Source organism: Burkholderia seminalis DSM 23518 (genome assembly GCF_902832885.1).
GTDB classification, from domain to species: Bacteria; Pseudomonadota; Gammaproteobacteria; order Burkholderiales; family Burkholderiaceae; genus Burkholderia; species Burkholderia seminalis.
The window spans coordinates 424,508-443,916 of record NZ_CADFDK010000002.1; the positions used below are offsets into that span (position 1 = coordinate 424,508).

The 19,409-nt window shown below is 69.3% G+C and carries 20 protein-coding genes; 9 read left to right on the plus strand and 11 right to left on the minus strand.

What is annotated here, in order from left to right:
• Positions 1-14 precede the first annotated feature (14 nt).
• The 7 genes from HWX00_RS08385 to HWX00_RS08415 all read right to left on the minus strand — a co-directional run bounded on the left by HWX00_RS08385 (position 15) and on the right by HWX00_RS08415 (position 6,147).
• A complete protein-coding gene (locus HWX00_RS08385) occupies positions 15-908 on the minus strand; it encodes an amino acid kinase family protein (RefSeq protein ID WP_175029263.1) in 894 nt (297 codons plus the stop codon).
• Between the two features lie 49 nt (positions 909-957).
• Entirely contained in the window at positions 958-1,479 is a 522-nt protein-coding gene (locus HWX00_RS08390; RefSeq protein ID WP_059559755.1) for a PTS sugar transporter subunit IIA, read from the minus strand.
• 131 nt (positions 1,480-1,610) lie between these two features.
• Positions 1,611-1,829, minus strand: a complete 219-nt coding sequence (locus HWX00_RS08395; protein WP_226103875.1) for a hypothetical protein — start codon at positions 1,827-1,829, stop codon at positions 1,611-1,613.
• A 58-nt stretch (positions 1,830-1,887) separates the two neighbouring features.
• Positions 1,888-2,259: a DUF6697 family protein gene (locus HWX00_RS08400; protein WP_059559752.1), complete on the minus strand. Its 372-nt coding sequence runs from the start codon at positions 2,257-2,259 to the stop codon at positions 1,888-1,890.
• A gap of 518 nt (positions 2,260-2,777) precedes the next feature.
• Entirely contained in the window at positions 2,778-4,418 is a 1,641-nt protein-coding gene (groL, locus tag HWX00_RS08405) for a chaperonin GroEL (RefSeq protein WP_175029264.1), read from the minus strand.
• Positions 4,419-4,430: 12 nt separating this feature from the next.
• A complete protein-coding gene (locus tag HWX00_RS08410; RefSeq protein WP_034188396.1) occupies positions 4,431-4,721 on the minus strand; it encodes a co-chaperone GroES in 291 nt (96 codons plus the stop codon).
• A gap of 142 nt (positions 4,722-4,863) precedes the next feature.
• On the minus strand, positions 4,864-6,147 hold the full coding sequence (locus tag HWX00_RS08415; RefSeq protein ID WP_175029265.1) for a lipase family protein: 1,284 nt from the start codon (positions 6,145-6,147) through the stop codon (positions 4,864-4,866).
• 373 nt (positions 6,148-6,520) lie between these two features.
• On the opposite strand from HWX00_RS08415, the gene HWX00_RS08420 reads away from it, so the two are divergent.
• Both HWX00_RS08420 and HWX00_RS08425 read left to right on the plus strand, forming a co-directional pair.
• Entirely contained in the window at positions 6,521-7,201 is a 681-nt protein-coding gene (locus HWX00_RS08420; RefSeq protein ID WP_034188394.1) for a class II aldolase/adducin family protein, read from the plus strand.
• Between the two features lie 120 nt (positions 7,202-7,321).
• Positions 7,322-8,440, plus strand: a complete 1,119-nt coding sequence (locus HWX00_RS08425; protein ID WP_059559743.1) for a sigma-54 interaction domain-containing protein — start codon at positions 7,322-7,324, stop codon at positions 8,438-8,440.
• On the opposite strand, the gene HWX00_RS08430 is transcribed toward HWX00_RS08425, so the two are convergent.
• Genes HWX00_RS08430 through HWX00_RS08445 form a run of 4 tightly spaced genes read right to left on the minus strand, consistent with a single transcriptional unit; the run spans position 8,431 to position 12,271 of the window.
• Positions 8,431-9,219, minus strand: coding sequence for an ABC transporter permease (locus HWX00_RS08430; RefSeq protein WP_049030693.1), 789 nt, complete (start codon positions 9,217-9,219; stop codon positions 8,431-8,433). The genes HWX00_RS08425 and HWX00_RS08430 overlap by 10 nt on opposite strands.
• Positions 9,220-9,241: 22 nt before the next feature.
• Positions 9,242-10,057 carry an ABC transporter permease gene (locus HWX00_RS08435; RefSeq protein WP_034188391.1) on the minus strand — a complete coding sequence of 272 codons (816 nt, stop codon included), beginning with the start codon at positions 10,055-10,057 and terminating at the stop codon, positions 9,242-9,244.
• Positions 10,057-11,163: a PhnD/SsuA/transferrin family substrate-binding protein gene (locus tag HWX00_RS08440; RefSeq protein WP_049036333.1), complete on the minus strand. Its 1,107-nt coding sequence runs from the start codon at positions 11,161-11,163 to the stop codon at positions 10,057-10,059. Before HWX00_RS08440 ends, HWX00_RS08435 begins: the two co-directional genes overlap by 1 nt.
• Positions 11,164-11,194: 31 nt before the next feature.
• Positions 11,195-12,271: an ABC transporter substrate-binding protein gene (locus tag HWX00_RS08445; protein ID WP_034188389.1), complete on the minus strand. Its 1,077-nt coding sequence runs from the start codon at positions 12,269-12,271 to the stop codon at positions 11,195-11,197.
• 439 nt (positions 12,272-12,710) lie between these two features.
• Between HWX00_RS08445 and HWX00_RS08450 the strand changes: the two genes are divergently transcribed.
• The 7 genes from HWX00_RS08450 to HWX00_RS08480 are packed head-to-tail and all read left to right on the plus strand — an operon-like array spanning position 12,711 to position 19,295.
• Positions 12,711-13,883 (plus strand): LLM class flavin-dependent oxidoreductase, encoded by a 1,173-nt coding sequence (locus HWX00_RS08450; RefSeq protein WP_034188596.1) that lies wholly within the window; start codon positions 12,711-12,713, stop codon positions 13,881-13,883.
• Positions 13,884-13,933: 50 nt separating this feature from the next.
• Positions 13,934-14,980 (plus strand): ABC transporter substrate-binding protein, encoded by a 1,047-nt coding sequence (locus HWX00_RS08455; RefSeq protein WP_034188388.1) that lies wholly within the window; start codon positions 13,934-13,936, stop codon positions 14,978-14,980.
• Positions 14,981-15,013: 33 nt separating this feature from the next.
• Positions 15,014-15,814, plus strand: coding sequence for an energy transducer TonB (locus HWX00_RS08460; RefSeq protein WP_175868103.1), 801 nt, complete (start codon positions 15,014-15,016; stop codon positions 15,812-15,814).
• 41 nt (positions 15,815-15,855) lie between these two features.
• The gene (locus HWX00_RS08465) at positions 15,856-16,572 is read left to right on the plus strand and encodes a MotA/TolQ/ExbB proton channel family protein (protein WP_175028505.1); all 717 of its coding nucleotides are present in this window, start codon (positions 15,856-15,858) and stop codon (positions 16,570-16,572) included.
• The gene (locus tag HWX00_RS08470) at positions 16,572-16,982 is read left to right on the plus strand and encodes an ExbD/TolR family protein (RefSeq protein ID WP_049036336.1); all 411 of its coding nucleotides are present in this window, start codon (positions 16,572-16,574) and stop codon (positions 16,980-16,982) included. The genes HWX00_RS08465 and HWX00_RS08470 overlap by 1 nt, the downstream gene beginning before the upstream one ends.
• A gap of 34 nt (positions 16,983-17,016) precedes the next feature.
• On the plus strand, positions 17,017-18,081 hold the full coding sequence (locus HWX00_RS08475; RefSeq protein ID WP_034188384.1) for an ABC transporter substrate-binding protein: 1,065 nt from the start codon (positions 17,017-17,019) through the stop codon (positions 18,079-18,081).
• Complete coding sequence (locus HWX00_RS08480) at positions 18,078-19,295, plus strand: MFS transporter (RefSeq protein ID WP_175028506.1); 1,218 nt, start codon at positions 18,078-18,080, stop codon at positions 19,293-19,295. The genes HWX00_RS08475 and HWX00_RS08480 overlap by 4 nt, the downstream gene beginning before the upstream one ends.
• Positions 19,296-19,409 lie beyond the last annotated feature (114 nt).

Here is a 19,409-nt window from a genome sequence, read left to right on the forward strand (position 1 = left end):
TTCCCGTTGCGCGGTCAGAATCGTACGACCGGCTTCTTCTCCACGCTGAACCCGTCACGCAGCACGCACGCCGAATCGGCGAAGTATCGGCGGGTTTCCGACAGCAGGTCGGTGTTGCCGCGCCGGCAGAACACCACACCCGATCCTTCCTCCGTCAGCAGTTCGTCGATCAGCGATTCGGGTTGCCCGATATCGGCGAGGTGGACGTTCTGCACGCCGTGCGCGAGCGCATCGAGCGCGTCCCGCACGCAGGGCGCCGCATCGGCGGCCGGATGCTCGGCGAGCCATTGTTCGAGTTCCGTGATGCCGTACAGCCCGGCGAGCTCGCCGAGTTCGCGCAGCCATGCCCCGTCGACCATCATCACCAGCGTGACGGCACCGGTGCATTGCGCGAACAGGCTGCCGAGCCGTTCCGGGCGCAGCACGTGCGCGTGGCCCGCGTCGTCCGGTGCGACCGGCATCACGACGGGCACGAGTCCGTTTTCCAGGAAGGCGTTCAACGCGGCGACGTCGAACCGTGCGACCGCGCTTGCCTGCGTGCGGTCGGGTGCCGCGCGGGCGACCAGCAGGCCGCCGTCGTGACCGTCGATGCCGATCGCCCTAGCACCGTGACCGCCGATCAGGCGCACCAGTTCGTGATTGACGCCGGTCATCGCGGCATGCGCGGCCTCGACCGATTGCGTATCGGCCGCGGCCGGCCCGCCCTGGACGACGACCGGACGAACGCCGGTGAGCGCAAGCAGCGCGACATCCTGTGCGAAGGCCGCACGGGTGCGTGCATCGCTCGCGGCGCCGCCATCGACGATGACGACGGTCTGCCCGTGCAGCGCCTGCATGAACGGCAGCGAGTGAGCCAGGCCGGCTGCGCGTCGCGACATGAGCGTGGGACTTTCAGGGTCTGGGAACATGGGAGTCCGAATGAATGGAGGGAGGTGCCTGTCGCCGTTCGACGCGGCGTCAGTGTGTGCGTTGCATCAGCAGGTGAAGCTCGCCGGGCGTTCGCGCATCGCGCGACGCGTGCCGGAACGCGCGTTCGCTGAAACACCGTGCCGCGTCGGCGAGCAGTTCGAGGTGCGTGCGGTCGTCCGCCCGCGGCAGGACCAGCACGATGAATTCGCGCACGGGCTTGCGGTCCGGCGCGTTGAACGCGAACGGATAGAGCGCGCGGACGAACAGCGCGACCGCCGAGTCGAGCCCGTCGACCCGCGCGTGCGGAATCGCGACGCCCTGGCCCAGACCGGTCGAGCCGAGCTGCTCGCGCCTGGCGAGTTCGGTCCGGATCCGTTCGGCGGATACGCCGCTGCTGCGCGCGATATGGCGCGCGACGAGGTCGAACAACTGGGTCGCGCTTTCGGCCGGGACGTCGAGCAGGATGTTGTCCACCGGGCAGGCGTCGGCGAGCCGAGCTGCGGACGGCGTGTCGCCGCGTCGGCGGGGAAGGTCGGGTTGGCCGCCCACGGCGGCCTGCTGCGTTTGCATGCGGATTGCTCCGTGTCGGGATGACAGGGAAATCCTAGACAAAGCCGCATAAAGACAGTGTCAGAGACAGGGGGGCCGGTATTAAAATTTCATATCGACCGACGATGGAACCGGGCCCGCTACGGACTGGCTCACGTACCCGACAAAACGAACGGCAGCGTGGTCAGCAGGAAGACCGAAATGCCGACGACCGGCGCGCCGAACGCGATCGCCGCGAACGCCACGGCGGCGCTGGTCAGCACGAGCGTTCTCGATACCCGGCGATGCCGGTCGTGCGCCGTTGTCCTGCTGTCGCGGATTGCATCGGTCCGCGCGCCGATCACGTGTTTCCAGAACGTCAGGCCCAGCATGATTGCTCCTGTATGAAAGACGAGCGGGACGCGGCGCGCGATGCGCCGCGCAAGCGTGTCAGCTGCGCTCGAGCTTGAGCACGCGCGAGATCTGCGCGGCGGTGAAGCCGCTGTTGCGCACGTAAGGCGCGCAGTCGAGCGGCGCCGTGAGCGATTCGCTGACGACGTACCGGCCGACGAAGCGGTAGGCATCGGTTGCCGTCTTGATGAACACCGGAATCGCATCGCGTTGCGCGGCGAGCGTCCTGCCGGCCGAGCGCGCGGACGCGCTGCCGTCGCAAAGGATCACGTCGGGCGCGTGCGGATTGAGGTCCGCGCGAAGGCAGGCGGCCACGACCTTGCCGTTCTTCGTCGGCAGGAAACCCTGCTTGCTGCCGCCGCAGGCGGTGTGGATGAATTCGCGTGTGTACTGCTTGTCGATCTCGAACATGACCGGGCTCCGGTAACGGAAATTTCTCTGAATAAAATTCAGGTATGCGCAGTAAATGAGCTGGACCGGCGGATCGATGACGCTTCGTTGCACAGGATGTGCCGCGCACACGCTCGAGCGCATGCATTCCCGATGCGCGGTGATCGCATCGACGTCGTGTTCAGGCGTGCACGGAGAGGACTACGGCGCGCACCGTCCGCCAGGCGGCAGGACGATGGCTCGGGAGGGAGGCACAGGCGTCCTGCCTGTCAGGCAGAAAAGCAACTCGGAGGACGAGGACTTCGGAGGCGCATGTCGCGTGCTCGGTGGTGGATGGCGAACCCATTCTAGTGAACGTATTCGCCGGCGCAAGTAAAAAGGTCGTAAAGGCGTGAGAGCGGTGTGTCGGTGCCCGGTTCGACCTGCCGGCCACCGCATTTTGCCGCTTCCATGCAACAACGCGTGACGACTTGCGTCGCCACGCGTTACGCGTCCTGCCCGGCTGCGCGCGCCGGTGAACCGGCGCGCACGGCCCGTCGTCAGAAATCGAAGCCCGGCCCGCCCGCACCCGGACCGCCCGGTGCGGCAGCCGGCGCCGCATCCTTCGGCGCTTCGAACACGGTCGCATCGGTCGTCAGCAGCAGCCCGGCCACCGACGCCGCGTTTTGCAGCGCCGTGCGCGTGACCTTGGTCGGATCGAGCACGCCCGATTCGACGAGATCGCCGTACTCGCCCGTCTGCGCGTTGTACCCGAAGTTGCCCGTGCCTTCCGCGACCTTCGCGACGACGATGCTCGCTTCCTCGCCCGCGTTCGTGACGATCTGGCGCAGCGGTTCCTCGAGCGCGCGCAGCACGATCTTGATGCCCGCATCCTGGTCGGCGTTCACGCCTTTCAGTTCGCGGATCGCCTGCCGCACGCGGATCAGCGCGACGCCGCCGCCCGGCACGATGCCTTCCTCGACGGCCGCGCGCGTCGCGTGCAGCGCGTCGTCGACGCGGTCCTTCTTCTCCTTCACCTCGATTTCGGTCGCACCGCCGACCTTGATCACGGCAACACCGCCGGCCAGCTTGGCCACGCGCTCCTGCAGCTTTTCACGGTCGTAATCGGACGTCGCCTCGTCGATCTGCACGCGGATCTGCTTCACGCGCGCCTCGATGTTCTTCGCATCGCCCGCGCCGTCGATCACGGTCGTGTTTTCCTTGCCGACCTCGATGCGCTTCGCCTGGCCGAGCTCGGCGAGCGTCGCCTTCTCGAGCGTCAGGCCCGTTTCCTCCGCGATCACCTGCCCGCCGGTGAGGATCGCGATGTCCTCGAGCAGCGCCTTGCGGCGATCGCCGAAGCCCGGCGCCTTGACCGCGACCGTCTTCAGGATCCCGCGGATGTTGTTGACGACGAGCGTCGCGAGCGCTTCGCCTTCGACGTCTTCCGCGATGATCAGCAGCGGCCGGCCCGACTTCGCGACCTGTTCGAGCACCGGCAGCAGATCGCGGATGTTCGAGATCTTCTTGTCGTGCAGCAGGATGTACGGGCTTTCGATCTCGGCGATCTGCTTGTCGGGATTGTTGATGAAATACGGCGACAGGTAGCCGCGGTCGAACTGCAGCCCTTCGACGACGTCGAGCTCGTCGGCGAGCGACTTGCCGTCCTCGACGGTGATCACGCCTTCCTTGCCGACGCGGTCGATCGCCTCGGCGATGCGCTGGCCGATCGATTCCTCGCCGTTCGCGGAGATCGTCGCGACCTGTGCGATTTCCTTGCTCGTGGTGGTCGGCTTGCTGATCTTCTTCAGCTCGTCGACGGCCGCCGCGACGGCCTTGTCGATGCCGCGCTTCAGGTCGAGCGGGTTGAGCCCGGCCGCCACGTATTTCTGGCCTTCACGGACGATCGCCTGCGCGAGCACCGTGGCCGTCGTCGTGCCGTCGCCGGCTGCATCGCTGGTGCGCGACGCGACTTCCTTCACGAGCTGCGCGCCGATGTTCTGCAGCTTGTCCGCGAGTTCGATTTCCTTCGCGACCGACACGCCGTCCTTCGTGACGACGGGCGCGCCGAAGCTGCGTTCGAGCACGACGTTGCGGCCCTTCGGCCCGAGCGTCACCTTCACCGCGTTCGCGAGGATGTTCACGCCTTCGGTCAGTCTTGCCCGTGCGACGTCGCTGAAAATGATTTCCTTGGCTGCCATGATTGCGCTCCGTTATTGATTGACGACCGCGACGATGTCTTCCTCGCGCAGCACGAGAAACTCGTTGCCGTCCACTTTGACGGCCTGGCCCGCGTACTTGCCGAACAGCACGCGCTCGCCGATCTGCAGGTCGGGCACGATGCGCTGGCCGTCGGCATCCTTCCGGCCGGGGCCAACGGCGATCACTTCGCCCTGGTCGGGTTTTTCGGCGGCGCTGTCGGGGATCACGATGCCCGACGCGGTGGTGGTTTCCTGGTCGAGTCGCTTCACGATCACGCGGTCGTGCAAGGGGCGTAGGCTCATCTTTTCGTCCTGTGCTGATCTGTCGGAATTGGCTGGCACTCTTCAACAGAGCGTGCTGACGAGTATAAAAACGGGCAGCGGCGCGATCCAATAACGGATTTGCACAAGCATTCGCGTCGTCGTGCAAAGCGCAGGGAGCCGGCTATTGCGACGCGGACTGCTGGGCGACCGGCGAGCAAATCGGGTGGATCGTCTCGCCGGCGAGCACGCGCTTCACGAACGGAATCGAATCGGCGAGCGACACGTTCACGGTGCCGTTGTGTTCGCGGCCCGCGTACAGGTGTGCCTCGACCGTCGTGCCCGCCGCGCACGCGTCCTTCGCCAGCGCGAGTTCGAGCGGCGCCAGCCCGTCGTCCGCGCCCGCGCCGATGAAGACGGGGGTGGCGAGCTTCAGTGTCGGATATTTCAGGTAGTCGTCCCACCATGCTTTCAGCCGCGCATCGCCGCCCGGCTTGACCGTATTCGCGTGCGTGAGATGCGCGAGCGCCGCGTCGTCCTCGAGCGACGCGAGGCAGCCGATGCGCGATTGCTCGAGAATCGGCAGCGCGCGGTCGGTCAACACTTCGTCGGCGCGCAGTGACGGATCGATCTGCTGCGCCGACAACACCGAGTAGAACTGGTACGCAAGCGTCGGGTCGACGCGGTCGGGATCGCGCCGGTAGGCCGTCTTGAACGGCGACAACGATGCGAGCGTGGCACGCGACGCGTTGTAGATCGTCCCGGTCGCGACGGTCGCGCGGATCGCCAGTTCCGGCGCGTAGACGGGCGCGTAGCCGGCCGCCGCGATGACGGCCGAGCCGCCTTGCGACTGGCCGACGAGCACGACTTCGTTCGCGAGGCCCGGCACGCCGCCGAGCACCGCACGCACGCTGTCGAGCAGCGTGTAGCTGTTCGAGCGGTTGTTGAGCTGCGGATTCGGGCCGGGCGTGCCGAGGCCCTGGTAGTCGGTCGCGACCACCGCGAACCCTTGCTGAAGCCATGCGTTCAGGTAGCGCACGTCGCGATACGAGCGGCCGAACCACGACGGCGCGCAGATATCGGCCATCCCGAACGTGCCGTGCGCCCATGCGACGATCGGCCAGCCGCCGGCCGGTGGTGTGCCGCGCGGCACGAACAGCGCGCCCGACACCGCGATCGGCGTCCGGCCGCCGACGCCGTCGGTCGATGCATACAAGATGCGCAACTGCCGCGCGGCGCCCGCGAGCCCGAGCGTGGCCGGCAGTGGTTCGGAGCGCAGCAGCGCGCCGGGCGTGGCCGGGATGTCGCGGTCCCACGTGTAGAACGCGGACACGCGGCCGTCGCCCTGCAGCGGATCGGGCACGGGAACATGGCCGGGCGAGGCCGCGAGCGAAACGACGGAAGGCACGGCGAGTGCCGAGATGAGCAGCGCGCGCGCGGCAACACCGCGCAGGGGAAGGAGCGTCATGGTCGGATGAAGGTGGATGAGATCGGATGCACCGTGCAAGGCCGGTGCGGGCCGACCACGACGCAAGTTTCGAACCAGCACGTTCGTTGCGCACGCCACGCGCGGTGCGGCGGGCAACCGGTCGGCACCACGCGGATGGTGCACGTGCACGCGCTGCGCGTCGCGCAGCAATCGCGGCCGGTACAGTGTTGCTCCGGCAACAGGCGCACGCTCGCGGATAGCATCGCGCGGGTCGGGCATCGCGCGAGCGCCACGCCGGCCGGCCCGCGCAGCGCGCTCGCCGGGTTGGCACGATTGCTGCTGATCCGGTGGCCGTGCGTCGCGGTGTCGCGACGCGAGTCCCTCCGTCCATCCGATCAAGGAAACCGTTCTCATGTCCGTCACCCAAGCCATCGACAGCGGCGAACTCGTGGCATTCGTCGAGCGCGCCACGCGCGAGTTCACGCAGGCCGCGCGCGTGCTGAAGGAAACGCGCACGCTGTCCGCGACCAACACGTTCCAGGCGTTCCAGCGCGTGCCGGGCACGGAGCTCGTCGTCGCGCTGTCTGCGCCGAGCCCGTGGGCCGCGTCACAGGACATTCAACCCGTCGTCGTGACGCTCGACGGCGACGTGCTGCACGGCGACGCGCGCGCGGGCGGCAACGGCCCGCGTTACGCGGGCGTGTTCCGCGAGGCGCCTGAAGTGGACGTCGTGATACACGTGCATGGCCCGTATCTCGGTGCGTGGGCGAGCGCGCATCGCCCGCTGCCGATCCGTTATGCGCCGGCCGCGCGCTACACGCGGGCTCGCGAGATTCCGGTCTACGTCGATCGTCGCCCGGGCGAGCCGCGCTTCATCGTCGATACGATCCGGCGCGATCCCGACGTGCCGGCAATCATCGAGGCAAACGGCGGCGCGACGTTCTGGGGCAAGTCGATCCTCGACGTATCGAAGTACATCCTGATCCTCGAGGAAGCCGCGTATTTCCAGGCGCTCGCGGAACCGCTCGGCGGCTCGCTCGACTTCGGGCCGGGCGCGCTCGAACAGCAGTGGAAGATGACCGGTCTTGCCTGACGCCGCACGGCGGCCGACGCAATCCGGCCGCCGTCATACCGATAGCTCGATGAATTGGTTCGTGGCCGGCGTGCGCCTTGCTATCGTCGAACCTTCCCCGTTCATCACGCCGGTCGTGCCATGGCCATCTTCAGCTTGCCGGACCCGACTTCGCACGCGATCACGATCCGCGCGAAGGCACTGACGTTCGACGATCCCAAATCGCGGGTGCTGCTCGAACGCATCCAGCTCGTCGCACCGAGCGATGCGACGGTGCTCGTCACCGGCGAGAGCGGCACCGGCAAGGAGCTGATCGCGCGCCTCGTGCATTCGCTGAGCGAGCGCCATGACGGCCCGTTCGTCGCGGTCAACTGCGGCGCATTTTCCGAGACGCTGATCGAAAGCGAGCTGTTCGGCCACGAGCGCGGCGCGTTCACCGGCGCGATCAATGCCCAGCCCGGCTGGTTCGAATCCGCGAATCGCGGCACGCTCTTTCTCGACGAGGTGGGCGACCTGCCGCTGTCCGCGCAGGTCAAACTGCTGCGCGTGCTGCAGGAGCGCGAGGTGACGCCGGTCGGCTCGCGCAAGACCGTGAAGATCGACGTGCGGCTGGTCGCGGCGACCAACGTGAATCTCGAGGCGGCGGTGCGCGCGGGCAATTTCCGCGAGGACCTGTACTACCGGCTCAACGTCGTGAAGCTGAGCCTGCTGCCGCTGCGCGAGCGGCCCGGCGACATCGCGCCGCTGATCGAGCATTTCATCGACACCTATGCGAAGCGGCTGCGCGTGGCCGCGCCGACGCTGACCGACGCCGCACGCGCCCGACTGCATGCGCATGCGTGGCCCGGCAACATCCGCGAGCTGGAGAACGTGATCCACCACGCGGTGCTGATCTGCGCGGGCGGGGCGATCGACGTCGGCGACCTGCAGTTCTCGGCGCTGTCGCTCGCGCCCGACACGGCCGGCGCGCCGGGTGCGGCCGCCGCACCGCCGCGCCGCGCACGCGACGTCGCCGAAGCGACCGAGGCGCTGCGTCATGCGGTGATCGAATTGCTGGATCTGGGCACGCCGGCGCTTTGGCAGCACATCGAGGACACCGTCTACCGCAGCGTGTTCGACTACAGCGATCACAACCAGCTGCGCATGTCGCGCCTGCTCGACCAGTCGCGCAACATCGTGCGAGCGCGGCTCGCGCAGCTCGGTATCCTGAAGCCGCGCGACACGGGCGACGCCGACGCGCGGCTGCGCCGTCAGGCGTGATCCCGCCAGCGCAGCGCGCGCCGCGCGATCCGCTCGCATAGCGCGCTCATCCCGACGGCCAGCGCCGTCACGCCCAATACGCACACGAGCAGCACGTCGGCGCGGGCGCCTGCCTGGGCATTCTGCATCAGGCTGCCGATACCGGCCCCCGTGTTGAACAGCAACTCGCTGCTGGTCGCGGTGATCCACGCGAACGGCACGGCCTGCAGCACGCCCGCGAACAGGTCGGGCAATGCGCCCGGTATCAGCACGTCGCGCCACAGGCCGACGCGCGTCAGCCGATACGACTGCGCGAGTTCGACATAACGTGGATCGACGCGGCGCAGCCCGTCGAAGCTGGCGGTGGTCATCGGGTAGAACGCGGCGAGCGCGATGATGAACACCTTGGCGAATTCGCCGGTGCCGGCCCACAGGCTCAGCAGCGGAATCAGCCCGAGCAGCGGCACGTAGCGCAACGCCTGGAACGCCGGTTCGGCGAGCTTGCGCGCGAGCGGCGAACGCGCCAGTACCGCGCCGAACCCGAGCCCAGCCGCGACGCCGAACCCGAGCCCGAGCGTCGTGCGGCGCAGGCTCGCGCCGAGATCGGTTGCGAGTTCGCCGCTGCGGGCGAGTTCGACGAGCGCCGCGCCGACCTGCTGCAGCGGCACGAATGCGTATTGGTGGGCCGCGTCGCCGGACGAGGCAGCTTGCCACGCGGCGATCAGCAGGGCCGGCACGACGAGGCCGCGCGCGCGGCGGCGCAGCGGGGCGAACGAGAAAGCGCGGGTGGCGAAGGTCATGCCGAAGCGTATCCAGTCAAAGTCAGCGCGCGGGCGTCTGCCAGCGCAATGCGTAGCGCTGCACGAGCGCGATCGAGCGGTCGAGCGCGAAACCGATCAGCCCGATCACGGCGACGTCGACGAGCACCACGTCGAGCCGCAGCATCTGCCGCGCGAGTTCCATCATCTGGCCGATCCCGCTGTCGGCGCTGAGCAGCTCGACCGCGACGAGGGCGAGCCACGCGCGCGCGAGTGCGATCCGCACGCCCGTCAGCAGCGGCGGCAGCGCGGCCGGCAGCAGCACGTCGCGCAGTAGCGCGAAGCGGCCGAGCCCGTAGTGGCGCGCCATTTCGACGAGATCGCGCGGCGCATCGTGCACACCCGTGTACGCGGCCAGCGCAACCGGGAAGAACACGGCCTTGCCGACGACGACGAGCTTCAACGGCTCGTCGACGCCGATCAGCAGGATCAGCAGCGGAATCAGCGTGAGCGTCGGCACTTGCCGCAGCAGGTCGAAGGTCGGCCGCAGGTAGTCGGCGAACAGCCGGCTGCGTGCGAGCAGGATGCCGAACGCGGCGCCGCCGGTTGCGCCGAGCGCGAAGCCGAGCGCGAGGCGATGCAGCGTGATCAGCAGGTTGTCGCGCAGTTCGCCGGTGTCGAGCAGCGTGCGCAGCGTCGCGGCGAGGCGTTCGGGCGGCACGACGAGCTGCGGCGGAAACCAGCGCTGCGCGCTCGCGAGCCACCACAGCGCGGCGAACGTAAAGGGCGTGATCCACCACAGCGCATGTTCGCCGAGCCGCGCGAGGCCGGGCAGGCGGATCGCGCGCCAGCCGTTCGGCGCGAGGGCGCGCATCGCCATCAGCGGCTCGCGACGCGCGCGGCATCGGCGCGCCAGTAGCCGTCGAGACCAAGCTGCTTGAGCGCGGTCGCCACGAAGGTCGGCGCGAGCAGCGCGTTCACGTCGACCGGCACCGACGTCAGGCCGGCCTGGCGGCTGTACGCGACGACATCGCGGTAGTGGCCGGTCAGCGCCGGCGTGAAGAGCGGCGTCCATTGCTCTTTCCACGGCGTCGATTCGTCCGCGTATTCGCGGCGCACGACGCTTTCGGGCTGGCCCGACGCGCTCAGGATCTTCACGTACGCATCGCGGTTCTGCGGCTGCGAGATCCAGTGCGCGGCCCGCACGTAGGCCGTCGCGACGAGCTGCGTGACGTCGGGGTAGCGCCGCACGAAATCGTCGGATGCCCACAGTTCGGCGCGCATCTTCCAGTCGTCGGGCGCGGTCTTGGTCGACCAGATGATCTTGCCGACGTTCTTGTCGACCAGCGAATACGCGTCGGATAGCGTAAAGAAGCCGTCGACGCGGCCGGCCGCGACGGCTGCCGCGCCGGCCTGCGGATCGAGGTTGTAGATCTTGAAGTCGGACAGCTTCAGCCCGTTTTCGGCGAGCAGCTTGCCGAACGTGACTTCCCACGGCCGGCCGCGATTGAGCGCGATGCGCTTGCCTTTCAGATCGACGATCGACTTCGCGGTCGAGCCGGCCGGCACGACCAGATACGTGTTGCTGCCGGCGCCGCCCGGCACGATCAGGCGCGTGTGCGTGCCCGACGCGTTGACGACGACCGACGGCAGGTCGCCGTAGCCCGCGAAATCGATGCTGCCGTTCGTGAACGCCTCGTTGACGAGCGTGCCGACCGCCGCGGTCGACACCGGCACCCATTGCAGCTTCACGTGCCGGGCGGCCAGCGCCTTCTCGAGCGACTTGTCGGCGTCGATCAGCGCGGATGCGCCGGCATATTGCGTCTTGCCGCCGCTCGAGTACGCGACGACGGCAATGCGCACGACCTTGGGCGCGTCTTGCGCATGCGCGGCCGGTGCCGCGAGCGACGCGGCCGCCAGCGGTAGCACGGCGAGCAGCGCGCGCAGCAGGCGGCGCAGTGACGCGAGGGAGAGGGAGTATTTCATGATGGTCCCGAACAGTGAACGAAAAAGGGGCTCACGCGCGTTTCTGCCACGACGGCCGCAGCACGTCGGCGAGCGGGCGCGGGTCGATCCAGTCGGCGACGTCGAAGTCGGTTTCCAGAAAGCCGTGCTCGCGCAGGAACGTCTTGAACTCGTCGAGCGCGGCGACCGATTCGTCGTCGAGATTGACGCCGAGATGGCGGTGCAGCTGGTTGCCGTACGCGGCTCGCACCCAGTCGATCGACGATGCGGTTTCGCCCGCCACGTAGTGAGCGGTTTCGTCGGGATGCGTGCTCGCCCATTCGCCGGCGGCGACCACGAGCTTCAGGAAGCCGGCGACGATGTCCGGATGGTTCGCGAGCACGTCCGCGTTGACGGTCAGCGGGCGCGGCGTGCCGTTGTTGTTGCGGATCGAGCGCTCCGGATGAAAGCCGATGTCGATCACGACGTGTGCGCCGATCAGTTGCGCGATCTCGAGACCCGTCGAGCCTTTCACGTAGATCGCGTCGACTTCGCCGCGCAGCAGCGCGCCGGCTTCGGCCGCATACAGCGCGCGGCTCGAAAAGCCGTGCGGCGACGCGAACAGGTTCGCCGCACGCGCGGGCCCGACGGCCTGCAGCGTGCGTGCGCGCACGTCGACGAGCTCGACGTCGCGCGTGGTCAGTCCGTCGAGGCTCAGTGCATTGACGAAGCCGCGCAGCGCGGACGCGCGAAAGATGTCGATGCGGTCGTCGGGGCGGCTCGGAATCGCGATCCGGCGGCCGCGCAACGCCTTCACCGAGCGGATGCCCGACTCGGGCCGCGCGAGGATCAGTTGCGATTCGTCGACCCACGACAGCCCGATCACGCGCGTGTTGGCGTCGTTCGAGCGCGCCCACATCGCGGGGATGCTGCCGCCCTGGCGGAACGACTGCGCGAGCGTGTGATCGCTGATCGATGACACGTCGTGCCGCGTGGCGCCGCGCGGCGAGCGGATCGCGACGCCGTCGGCCGACGTCTCGCCGTTGAGCCAGCCGAGATGCACGGCGATGCCGAGCGGCGTCGGCACGGGCGATCGGGCGTACCAGAACGTCTGCTGCTTGTCCGATGACGAATCGGGCCTGTCTGTCATGTGTGAGATTCCCCTGTCTGGGTAAGCGTGGTCGATGCGCGGTGTCGCACGCGCGGCCGTTCCACGTTGCAAGTTCCGGGCCAATGAGCGGAAACGGCCGGGCGGCACGCGGCGCGGGCATCCCGGGCGCTGCGCGGCGCGACGGCCGGCGCAACGCCTGTTGCGTGAGCAACAGTCGCGTCGAGTGCTGTTGCGCGTGCAGCACCGGTGTGTCGTGCGCAACAGCACGGCACGGATTCGCTTTCGGGATGCCGGCACCGCGCGGCGCGTGTTCGTCGATGGCCGTCGACGCCCGGCCGGCAAGGCATCGCGCGTGCTCGGCGGCCGCGCCGCACGTCAGCAGGCGTGCGCGTTGGCACACCGCGTGCTTTACAGCGCTGCATACGCGCGGCACGCCGGTGCCGCACGCAATCCGAACGGGCCGACAAGGAGAATCCCGATGGCTGTTGAATTTCTGTGGCGCCTGCCGATGCACGGCGATGGCCGGCGCGCACACGACCTGCATACGCGCGGCGAATGGAATCGCCAGCGCGCGTCGCGCGTCGCGCCGAAAGTCGACGACGACGATTTCGGCTACATCGACTATCTGTCGCAGGTGGCGCGCGCGGCCGACATCGCCGGTTTTCACGGCGCGCTGATTCCGATCTTCCGCTTCACCGAGGAACCGTGGGTCGTCGCGGCGGCGCTGGCGCGCGAGACGCGCCGGCTGCGGCTGCTGATCGCGCTGCAGCCGCATTTCGTGCATCCGGTTTATGCGGCCCAAATGGCCGCGAGCCTGCAGCGGATCAGCCGCGGCCGCGTCGAGTGGAACGTCGTCACGGGCGGCGGCGGTCCCGACCAGCGCGCGTACGGTGACTTCATCGATCACGACAGCCGCTATGCGCGCACCGACGAATTCCTCGACGTCGTGAAGGGCGTCGCGGCCGGCGCGCCATTCTCGTTCGACGGCCGCTTCTACCGCGTCGAAGCCGGCGGGCTGCTGCCGCCGCTGAGCGGCCAGAAGCCGCCGCGGATTTATCTGGCCGGCGCGAGCGACGCTGCGCTCGCGGTCGCGGCGAAACACGGCGACGTGCACCTGAGCTGGGGCGAGCCGCTCGCGAAGCAGAAGGAAGTGATCGACGCGGCGCGCCGCGCGCTCGACCGGCAGAACGCCGAGCGCGACCTGCGCTTCGGCATGCGCATCGACATCCTCGCGCGCGAAACCGAGGAACAGGCGTGGGCCGAGCTGCGGCAGATGTTCGCCACGGTGGGCGACGCGACGCGTGCCGGTTTCGGCGGGCGCGGCGAATCGTCGGAATCGGTCGGCGCGAAGCGCCAGTTCGCATTGCACCAGGGCAACACGCAGCACTTTGACGACCTGATCGTCGGCCCGAACCTGTGGGCAGGAATGTCGCAGATCCGCGGCGGCCCCGGCTGCGTGATCGTCGGCAGCCACGAGCAGGTGGCCGAGCGGCTCGCGGAATACGTCGACATCGGCGTATCGACGTTCATCCTCGCGAGCAACCCGCATCTCGAAGAGGCGTACCGCGTGGGCGAGGAAGTGCTGCCGCTCGTCGACGGCGCGCTGAACGCGCGCGGCACGCAGGCAGCGCTGCGCGTGGCCGGCGCCTGAGCGCGGCGGCGTGCCGCCGCGCATCAACGACAACGACAAGGATACTCACCATGACGACACTCGCTGCGCAGGCCACGGCCTGCGACGCACTCTGGTACACGCGCTGCCCGGTGCCGACCGCGCTCGGCATCGCCGTGCATCGCGGCTGGTTCGACGAAGAGTTCGGGCCGGACGGCATCGTGCTGAATTCGCTGCAGGAGACGGCCGATGCCGACAAGCGCGAATCGCACTTCGATCACAGCCTGCCGCACTCGTTCCGGCAGGGCGGCAACATTCCCGCGCTGTGGGCGCGGGCACGCGGCGCCGATACGCGCGTGATCGGCCTGTCGTGGACCAACGAATTCCAGGCGATCGTCACGCTGCCCGAGCGCGGCATTCGCACGACGCGCGATCTGCGCGGCCGGCGGCTCGGATTGCCGCGCCATCCGATCAGCATCGACTTCTGGCGTGCGGCCGCCCTGAAGGGCTTCCTGAGCGCGCTCGAACTGGAAGGGCTCGGCCACGGCGACGCCGAATGGATCGACCTGCCCGACACGCGCGAGCGCCGCACCGGGCCAGCCTCGTTCACGCGCGGCCCGCACGAGTACGGACTCGAGATCGCGGCGCTCGTGCGCGGCGACGTCGACGCGGTGTTCGTGAAGGGCGTCGCCGGGCTGGAGACCGTGCACCTGATCGACGCGCAGGTCGTCATCGATCTCGGCGCGCATCCCGATCCGCTGGTGCGGATCGGCAACGGCACGCCGCGCACGCTGACCGTCGATCGCGCGCTGATCGATACGCGCCCCGATCTCGTGAGCCGGTTCCTGTCGGTCGTGGTCGGCGCGGGCGACTGGGCCGCGCGCCATCCGGCCGAGACGGTCGCCTATATCGGCCGCGAAACGCATGCCTCCGACGAGTGGGTGCGCTATGCATACGGCGGGGACGTGCACCGCCATCTGGAGACCGGGCTCGCGCCGACGTCGATCGACGGTCTGGTCGCGTTCAAGGATTTTCTCGTCGAATGGGGCTTTCTCGAACGCGATTTCGACGCGCGCGCGTGGATCGACCCGGCGCCGTTCACGCAGATCGACCGGCATCGCCATGCGTGGGTCGCGTAGCGCGCCGCGGCGCGTCATTGCAAGGAGTCGAACATGACAGGGCTGACGATCGAATACGGCGTGCCGCCGGCGCGCCGGCACGTGGCGCGCGCCGCGCCGCGCGCGGCGGTAGTCGCGCGACCTTCGCCGGTGGCGCCGTCCGCGCATGCGGACAAGCGGCCGGCGCCGGCGAGCGGTTGGCGCGGCGCGGGCGCGATTGCACTGGCCGTCGCGGCGCTGCATGCGGGCGTCGTGCTGCTGGCCGCGCGTCCGGCGGCCGCACCGCCGGTGCAACCGCCGCGGCCGCTGCCGATGACGGTGGAACTGACGCGGCCGCCCGAACCGCTGCCGCAGGCCGCGCATCCGCCGCCGATCGTGCCGCCGAAACCGCTGAAGCAGGCGCCGACGCCGCCGAAGCCGCAGATACCCCGCGCGGCCGTTCCGCATCCGGCAGCGGCACCGGCACCGTCCGCCGTGCCGCAGGTGGCGCGCGAGGCTGCCCCTGCGCCCGCGCCAGCGGCACTGGCCGTCGCAACCCCGGCGCCGGCACCCGCACCCGCCGCACCCGTGCGTGAAACCGCGCCGATCGGCGACGCGGCGTACCTGCGCAACCCGGCGCCCGACTATCCGGCGTTCGCGCAGGACCAGGGCTGGGAAGGGCGCGTCGTGCTGCGCGTGCACGTGCTCGCGAGCGGCACGCCCGATTCCGTCGAGGTCCGCACGAGCAGCGGCCGCCGCGTGCTCGACAACGCGGCGGTGGCCGCCGTGAAGCGCTGGACGTTCGTGCCCGCGAAGCGCGGCGACGAAGCGGTCGACGGCTGGGTCAACGTGCCGATCGATTTCAAGCTGGGCTGACCCGACGGGCGGCTCGCCATATTTTTCAAGGAACTCACATCATGAACGGTATCCCGACCACCTTCATCGTCCAGGGCGCGCTCTGGCTGCTCGTCGTCTTCTCCGTCGTCACGTGGACGTTGATCGTCGTGAAGGCGATCCAGAGCCTGCGGTCGAGCGCGCGCAACCGGCGTTACGTCAGCGCGTTCTGGGCCGCGAACAGCTTTCACGACGCGGCCGCGCTCGACAGCGCGAACAGCCCGGTCGGCGAACTCGCCGCGACGGGCTTCGACGCGCTGCGGCGTGCCGACGAGAGCAGCGCACACGATCTGGAACACAGCTGGAGCCGCCACGACCTGCTCGAACGCCATCTGCGGCAGCAGATCCACAATGCGCGCCGGCGCGAGGAAGCGGGGCTCGCGGTACTCGCGTCGATCGGCAGCACCGCGCCGTTCGTCGGCCTGTTCGGCACCGTGTTCGGCATCATCCACGCGCTGACCGCGATCACGCACAGCGCATCGGCGAGCATCGACGTGGTCGCCGGGCCGATCGGCGAGGCGCTCGTCGCGACCGGGATCGGCATCGCGGTCGCGGTGCCTGCCGTGCTCGCCTACAACTTCTTCGTGCGCCGCGTGAAGGCCGCATCGGCCGACCTCGATGCGTTCGCAACCGACTTCGTGACGCTCGCGCAGAAGGCCGGCTTCCGCGTGCCGGTGACGGTACCCGCGGCCGCGCCGGCGCGCCGTGCCGGCGATACCCGTCAGGAGGCGTTCGCATAATGGCCTTCTCGTCCTCCTCCGACAACGACGACGTGCTCAGCGAAATCAACATCACGCCGCTCGTCGACGTGATGCTCGTGCTGCTCGTCGCCTTCATCGTCACCGCGCCGCTGCTCAACAACGCGGTGCACGTGACTCTCCCGAACACAGTCGCGACCGCGCCGGCCGACCGCAAGCCGAACGTCACCGTGAGCGTCGACGCCAAGGGCGTCGTGTATCTCGACAAGCGTGCGGTCGCGCTCGCCGCGGTACCGGCCGAGCTGGCCGCGCTGAAGGCGGGCCGGCCCGACGTCGCGCTCGACCTGCAGGCGGACGAGCACGTGCCGTACGGCACCGTCGCGAAGCTGATGGCCGCGATCGAGCACGCGGGCATCACGCGGCTGTCGGTGCTGACCGCGCCGCGCGGCTGACGCGCTCTTCACGACTTCCTTTGCGAATGCATCCATGAGCACCACGGCTTCACACAACGTTCAATCGATCTGGTACACGCGCTGTCCGGTGCCGACGCCGCTCGGCATCGCCGCGCATCTCGGCTGGCTCGACAGCGAATTCGCCGGCGACGGCATCACCGTGCGCGCGCTGCAGGAAAGCCAGCACGCGGCGCTGCATCACGCGCACGTCGATCATTCGCTCGACAACGCGTTCCGGCAGGGCGGCAGCATTCCCGCGCTGTGGGCACGCGCGGCCGGCGCCGATACGCGCGTGGTCGCGCTGACCTGGGTCGACGAGGCGCAGGCGATCGTCGCGTTGCCGGAAGCCGGCCTCACGCGACCGAAGGACCTGCGCGGGCGCCGCATCGGCTTGCCGCGTCGCGACGGCGAGCGCATCGACATCTTTCGCGCGGCGGCGCTGCGCGGCTTCGTCAGCGCGCTGTCGCTCGACGGGCTCGGCCCCGGCGACGTCGAATGGGTCGACGTGCCGGCGTCGAACCTGCGCGCGCCCGTGTCGACGCCCGCGACCCGCGACGCGGCATTCAGCCACCCCGCGAGCCTGTCGAGCCGGCGGCTCTATGCGGCCGAAGCGGCCGCGCTCGTGCGCGGCGATGTCGATGCGATCTACGTGAAGGGCTCGCTCGGGCTGGAGACCGCGCACCTGATCGGCGCGCGGACGGTCGTCGACATCGGCTTTCATCCCGATCCGCAGATCCGCATCAACAACGGCTCGCCGCGTCCGCTGACCGTCAATGCGGCGACGCTCGAGCGCCATCCCGGCATCGTCAGCCGCTTCCTCGCGCGCGTGACCGATGTCGAAGGCTGGGCGCGCGAGCACGAACACGAAGTGCTCGGCTATCTCGGCCGTGAGACGGGCTCGGGCCATGACTGGCTGCGGCTGGCGTACGGCGCCGACGTGCACCGGCGGTTGCGCACCGATCTCGACGAAGCGTCGATCGCCGCGCTGGACGATTTCAAGCGCTTCCTGGTGGCGTGGCGGTTCCTGCCCGCCGACTTCGACGTGCGCGCGTGGATCGACCGGCGTGCGCTCGACGGCATCGCGACTTTGTCGCGGTGAGCGCGACGGCACGCGTCGCCGACGCATGGCGGCGCGAGCGCTTCACCGGCGGCTTCATGCTGCTGGCGCTCGCGAGCGGCACGACGATCAGCATGGCGCAGCTCGCGACGACGCTGTATGCGCTCGCGCTCGGCGTCGACAGCGCGCGGCTCGGCATCATCGCCGCGATGGAACCGCTCGGCATCGCGCTGATGACGCTGCCGGCCGGGCTGCTGGTCGCGCGCTACGGCGCGCGGCGCGTGTACTTCGCCGCGAGCATGGGGCCGATGCTGCTCAATCTCGTCGTGCCGTTTACCGGCGCGTGGCCGCTGATCGCGCTCACGCAGGCGCTGATCGGACTGTGCATCCCGTTCCGGATCGTGTCGATCAACGGCGTATTCCTCGCGCGTCTCGCGCGGATCGGCCTCGCCCGCGCGGGCTGGTATCGCGCGGCCATGACGGTCGGAACGGGCATGGCGGGGCCCTGGCTCGCCAGCTGGCTGATCGAGGCGCATGGCGCGGTCGCGACCTTCTGCGCGGCGTCGGCGAGCTTCGCGGGCATGGCCTGGTTCAGCCGCCTGCTGCTCGGCGACGCGGAGCCGCCGCCGCGCGGTGCGCAACCCGACGCCGGTGGCCTGCGTGCGTTGCTCGCGCTTGCGTGGAGCCGCGACGTGCGCGAGCAACTTGCGCTGGAAGCGGTGAACAGCGCGACGCGCTCGCTCGTCGGCACCTATACGGTCGTGCTCGCCATCCAGTATCTGAAGTTGCCGCAGTCGGGCGCCGTCGCGCTGCTGACCCTGCAGGGCGTCGTCGCGGTGATCGCGCTGTTCGGGCTGGGGCATGTCGCGCAGCGGATGACGGAGCGCCGCTGCCATGCCCTTGGCCTCGCAGGCGGCGTGGCCGGGCTGCTCGCGTTCGGCCTCGCGCACGACGCGTGGATCGTCGGCGCGGGGCTCGCCGCGTTGTGCGCCGGGTCGTCGCTGGTGCATCTCGTCAACATGCAGCATCTCGGCCGCCACCCGGCCGACAAGAGCCGGGTGTCGAGCCTCTACAACCTCGCGTCGATGACGGGGGCGTTCTGCGGCCCGTTGGCCTGCAGTGCGCTCGTGCCGGTCGTCGGGTTGCGGGCCGTGTTTCTGTGCTGGCTGCCCGTCGTCGTGCTGGTTGCGTTCGCGTTGCGCTTCGCCGATGGGCGGCGCGACGCGATGCGGCCGCTGCCTGAAAAGTTGTCCTGAAGATCGTCGTCGCCGGTGTTGCGTGACAAGCAGTTTGCTTCCCTCCACAGATGCGCATGCAGCAACACCGGCACCATGCGCGCGCCGGAAGCCCCGTGCGACGGGCCTGTCGAT

Coding starts and splice junctions, on each gene's coding strand:
- HWX00_RS08385 (WP_175029263.1), bottom strand. CDS start 908: ATGTTCCCAGACCCTGAAAGTCCCACGCTCATGTCGCGACGCGCAGCC.
- HWX00_RS08430 (WP_049030693.1), bottom strand. CDS start 9,219: ATGACCTTCGCCACCCGCGCTTTCTCGTTCGCCCCGCTGCGCCGCCGC.
- HWX00_RS08395 (WP_226103875.1), bottom strand. CDS start 1,829: ATGCTGGGCCTGACGTTCTGGAAACACGTGATCGGCGCGCGGACCGAT.
- HWX00_RS08390 (WP_059559755.1), bottom strand. CDS start 1,479: ATGCAAACGCAGCAGGCCGCCGTGGGCGGCCAACCCGACCTTCCCCGC.
- HWX00_RS08410 (WP_034188396.1), bottom strand. CDS start 4,721: ATGAGCCTACGCCCCTTGCACGACCGCGTGATCGTGAAGCGACTCGAC.
- HWX00_RS08440 (WP_049036333.1), bottom strand. CDS start 11,163: ATGAAATACTCCCTCTCCCTCGCGTCACTGCGCCGCCTGCTGCGCGCG.
- HWX00_RS08450 (WP_034188596.1), top strand. CDS start 12,711: ATGGCTGTTGAATTTCTGTGGCGCCTGCCGATGCACGGCGATGGCCGG.
- HWX00_RS08435 (WP_034188391.1), bottom strand. CDS start 10,057: ATGGCGATGCGCGCCCTCGCGCCGAACGGCTGGCGCGCGATCCGCCTG.
- HWX00_RS08460 (WP_175868103.1), top strand. CDS start 15,014: ATGACAGGGCTGACGATCGAATACGGCGTGCCGCCGGCGCGCCGGCAC.
- HWX00_RS08475 (WP_034188384.1), top strand. CDS start 17,017: ATGAGCACCACGGCTTCACACAACGTTCAATCGATCTGGTACACGCGC.
- HWX00_RS08400 (WP_059559752.1), bottom strand. CDS start 2,259: ATGTTCGAGATCGACAAGCAGTACACACGCGAATTCATCCACACCGCC.
- HWX00_RS08420 (WP_034188394.1), top strand. CDS start 6,521: ATGTCCGTCACCCAAGCCATCGACAGCGGCGAACTCGTGGCATTCGTC.
- groL (WP_175029264.1), bottom strand. CDS start 4,418: ATGGCAGCCAAGGAAATCATTTTCAGCGACGTCGCACGGGCAAGACTG.
- HWX00_RS08445 (WP_034188389.1), bottom strand. CDS start 12,271: ATGACAGACAGGCCCGATTCGTCATCGGACAAGCAGCAGACGTTCTGG.
- HWX00_RS08465 (WP_175028505.1), top strand. CDS start 15,856: ATGAACGGTATCCCGACCACCTTCATCGTCCAGGGCGCGCTCTGGCTG.
- HWX00_RS08425 (WP_059559743.1), top strand. CDS start 7,322: ATGGCCATCTTCAGCTTGCCGGACCCGACTTCGCACGCGATCACGATC.
- HWX00_RS08415 (WP_175029265.1), bottom strand. CDS start 6,147: ATGACGCTCCTTCCCCTGCGCGGTGTTGCCGCGCGCGCGCTGCTCATC.
- HWX00_RS08455 (WP_034188388.1), top strand. CDS start 13,934: ATGACGACACTCGCTGCGCAGGCCACGGCCTGCGACGCACTCTGGTAC.
- HWX00_RS08470 (WP_049036336.1), top strand. CDS start 16,572: ATGGCCTTCTCGTCCTCCTCCGACAACGACGACGTGCTCAGCGAAATC.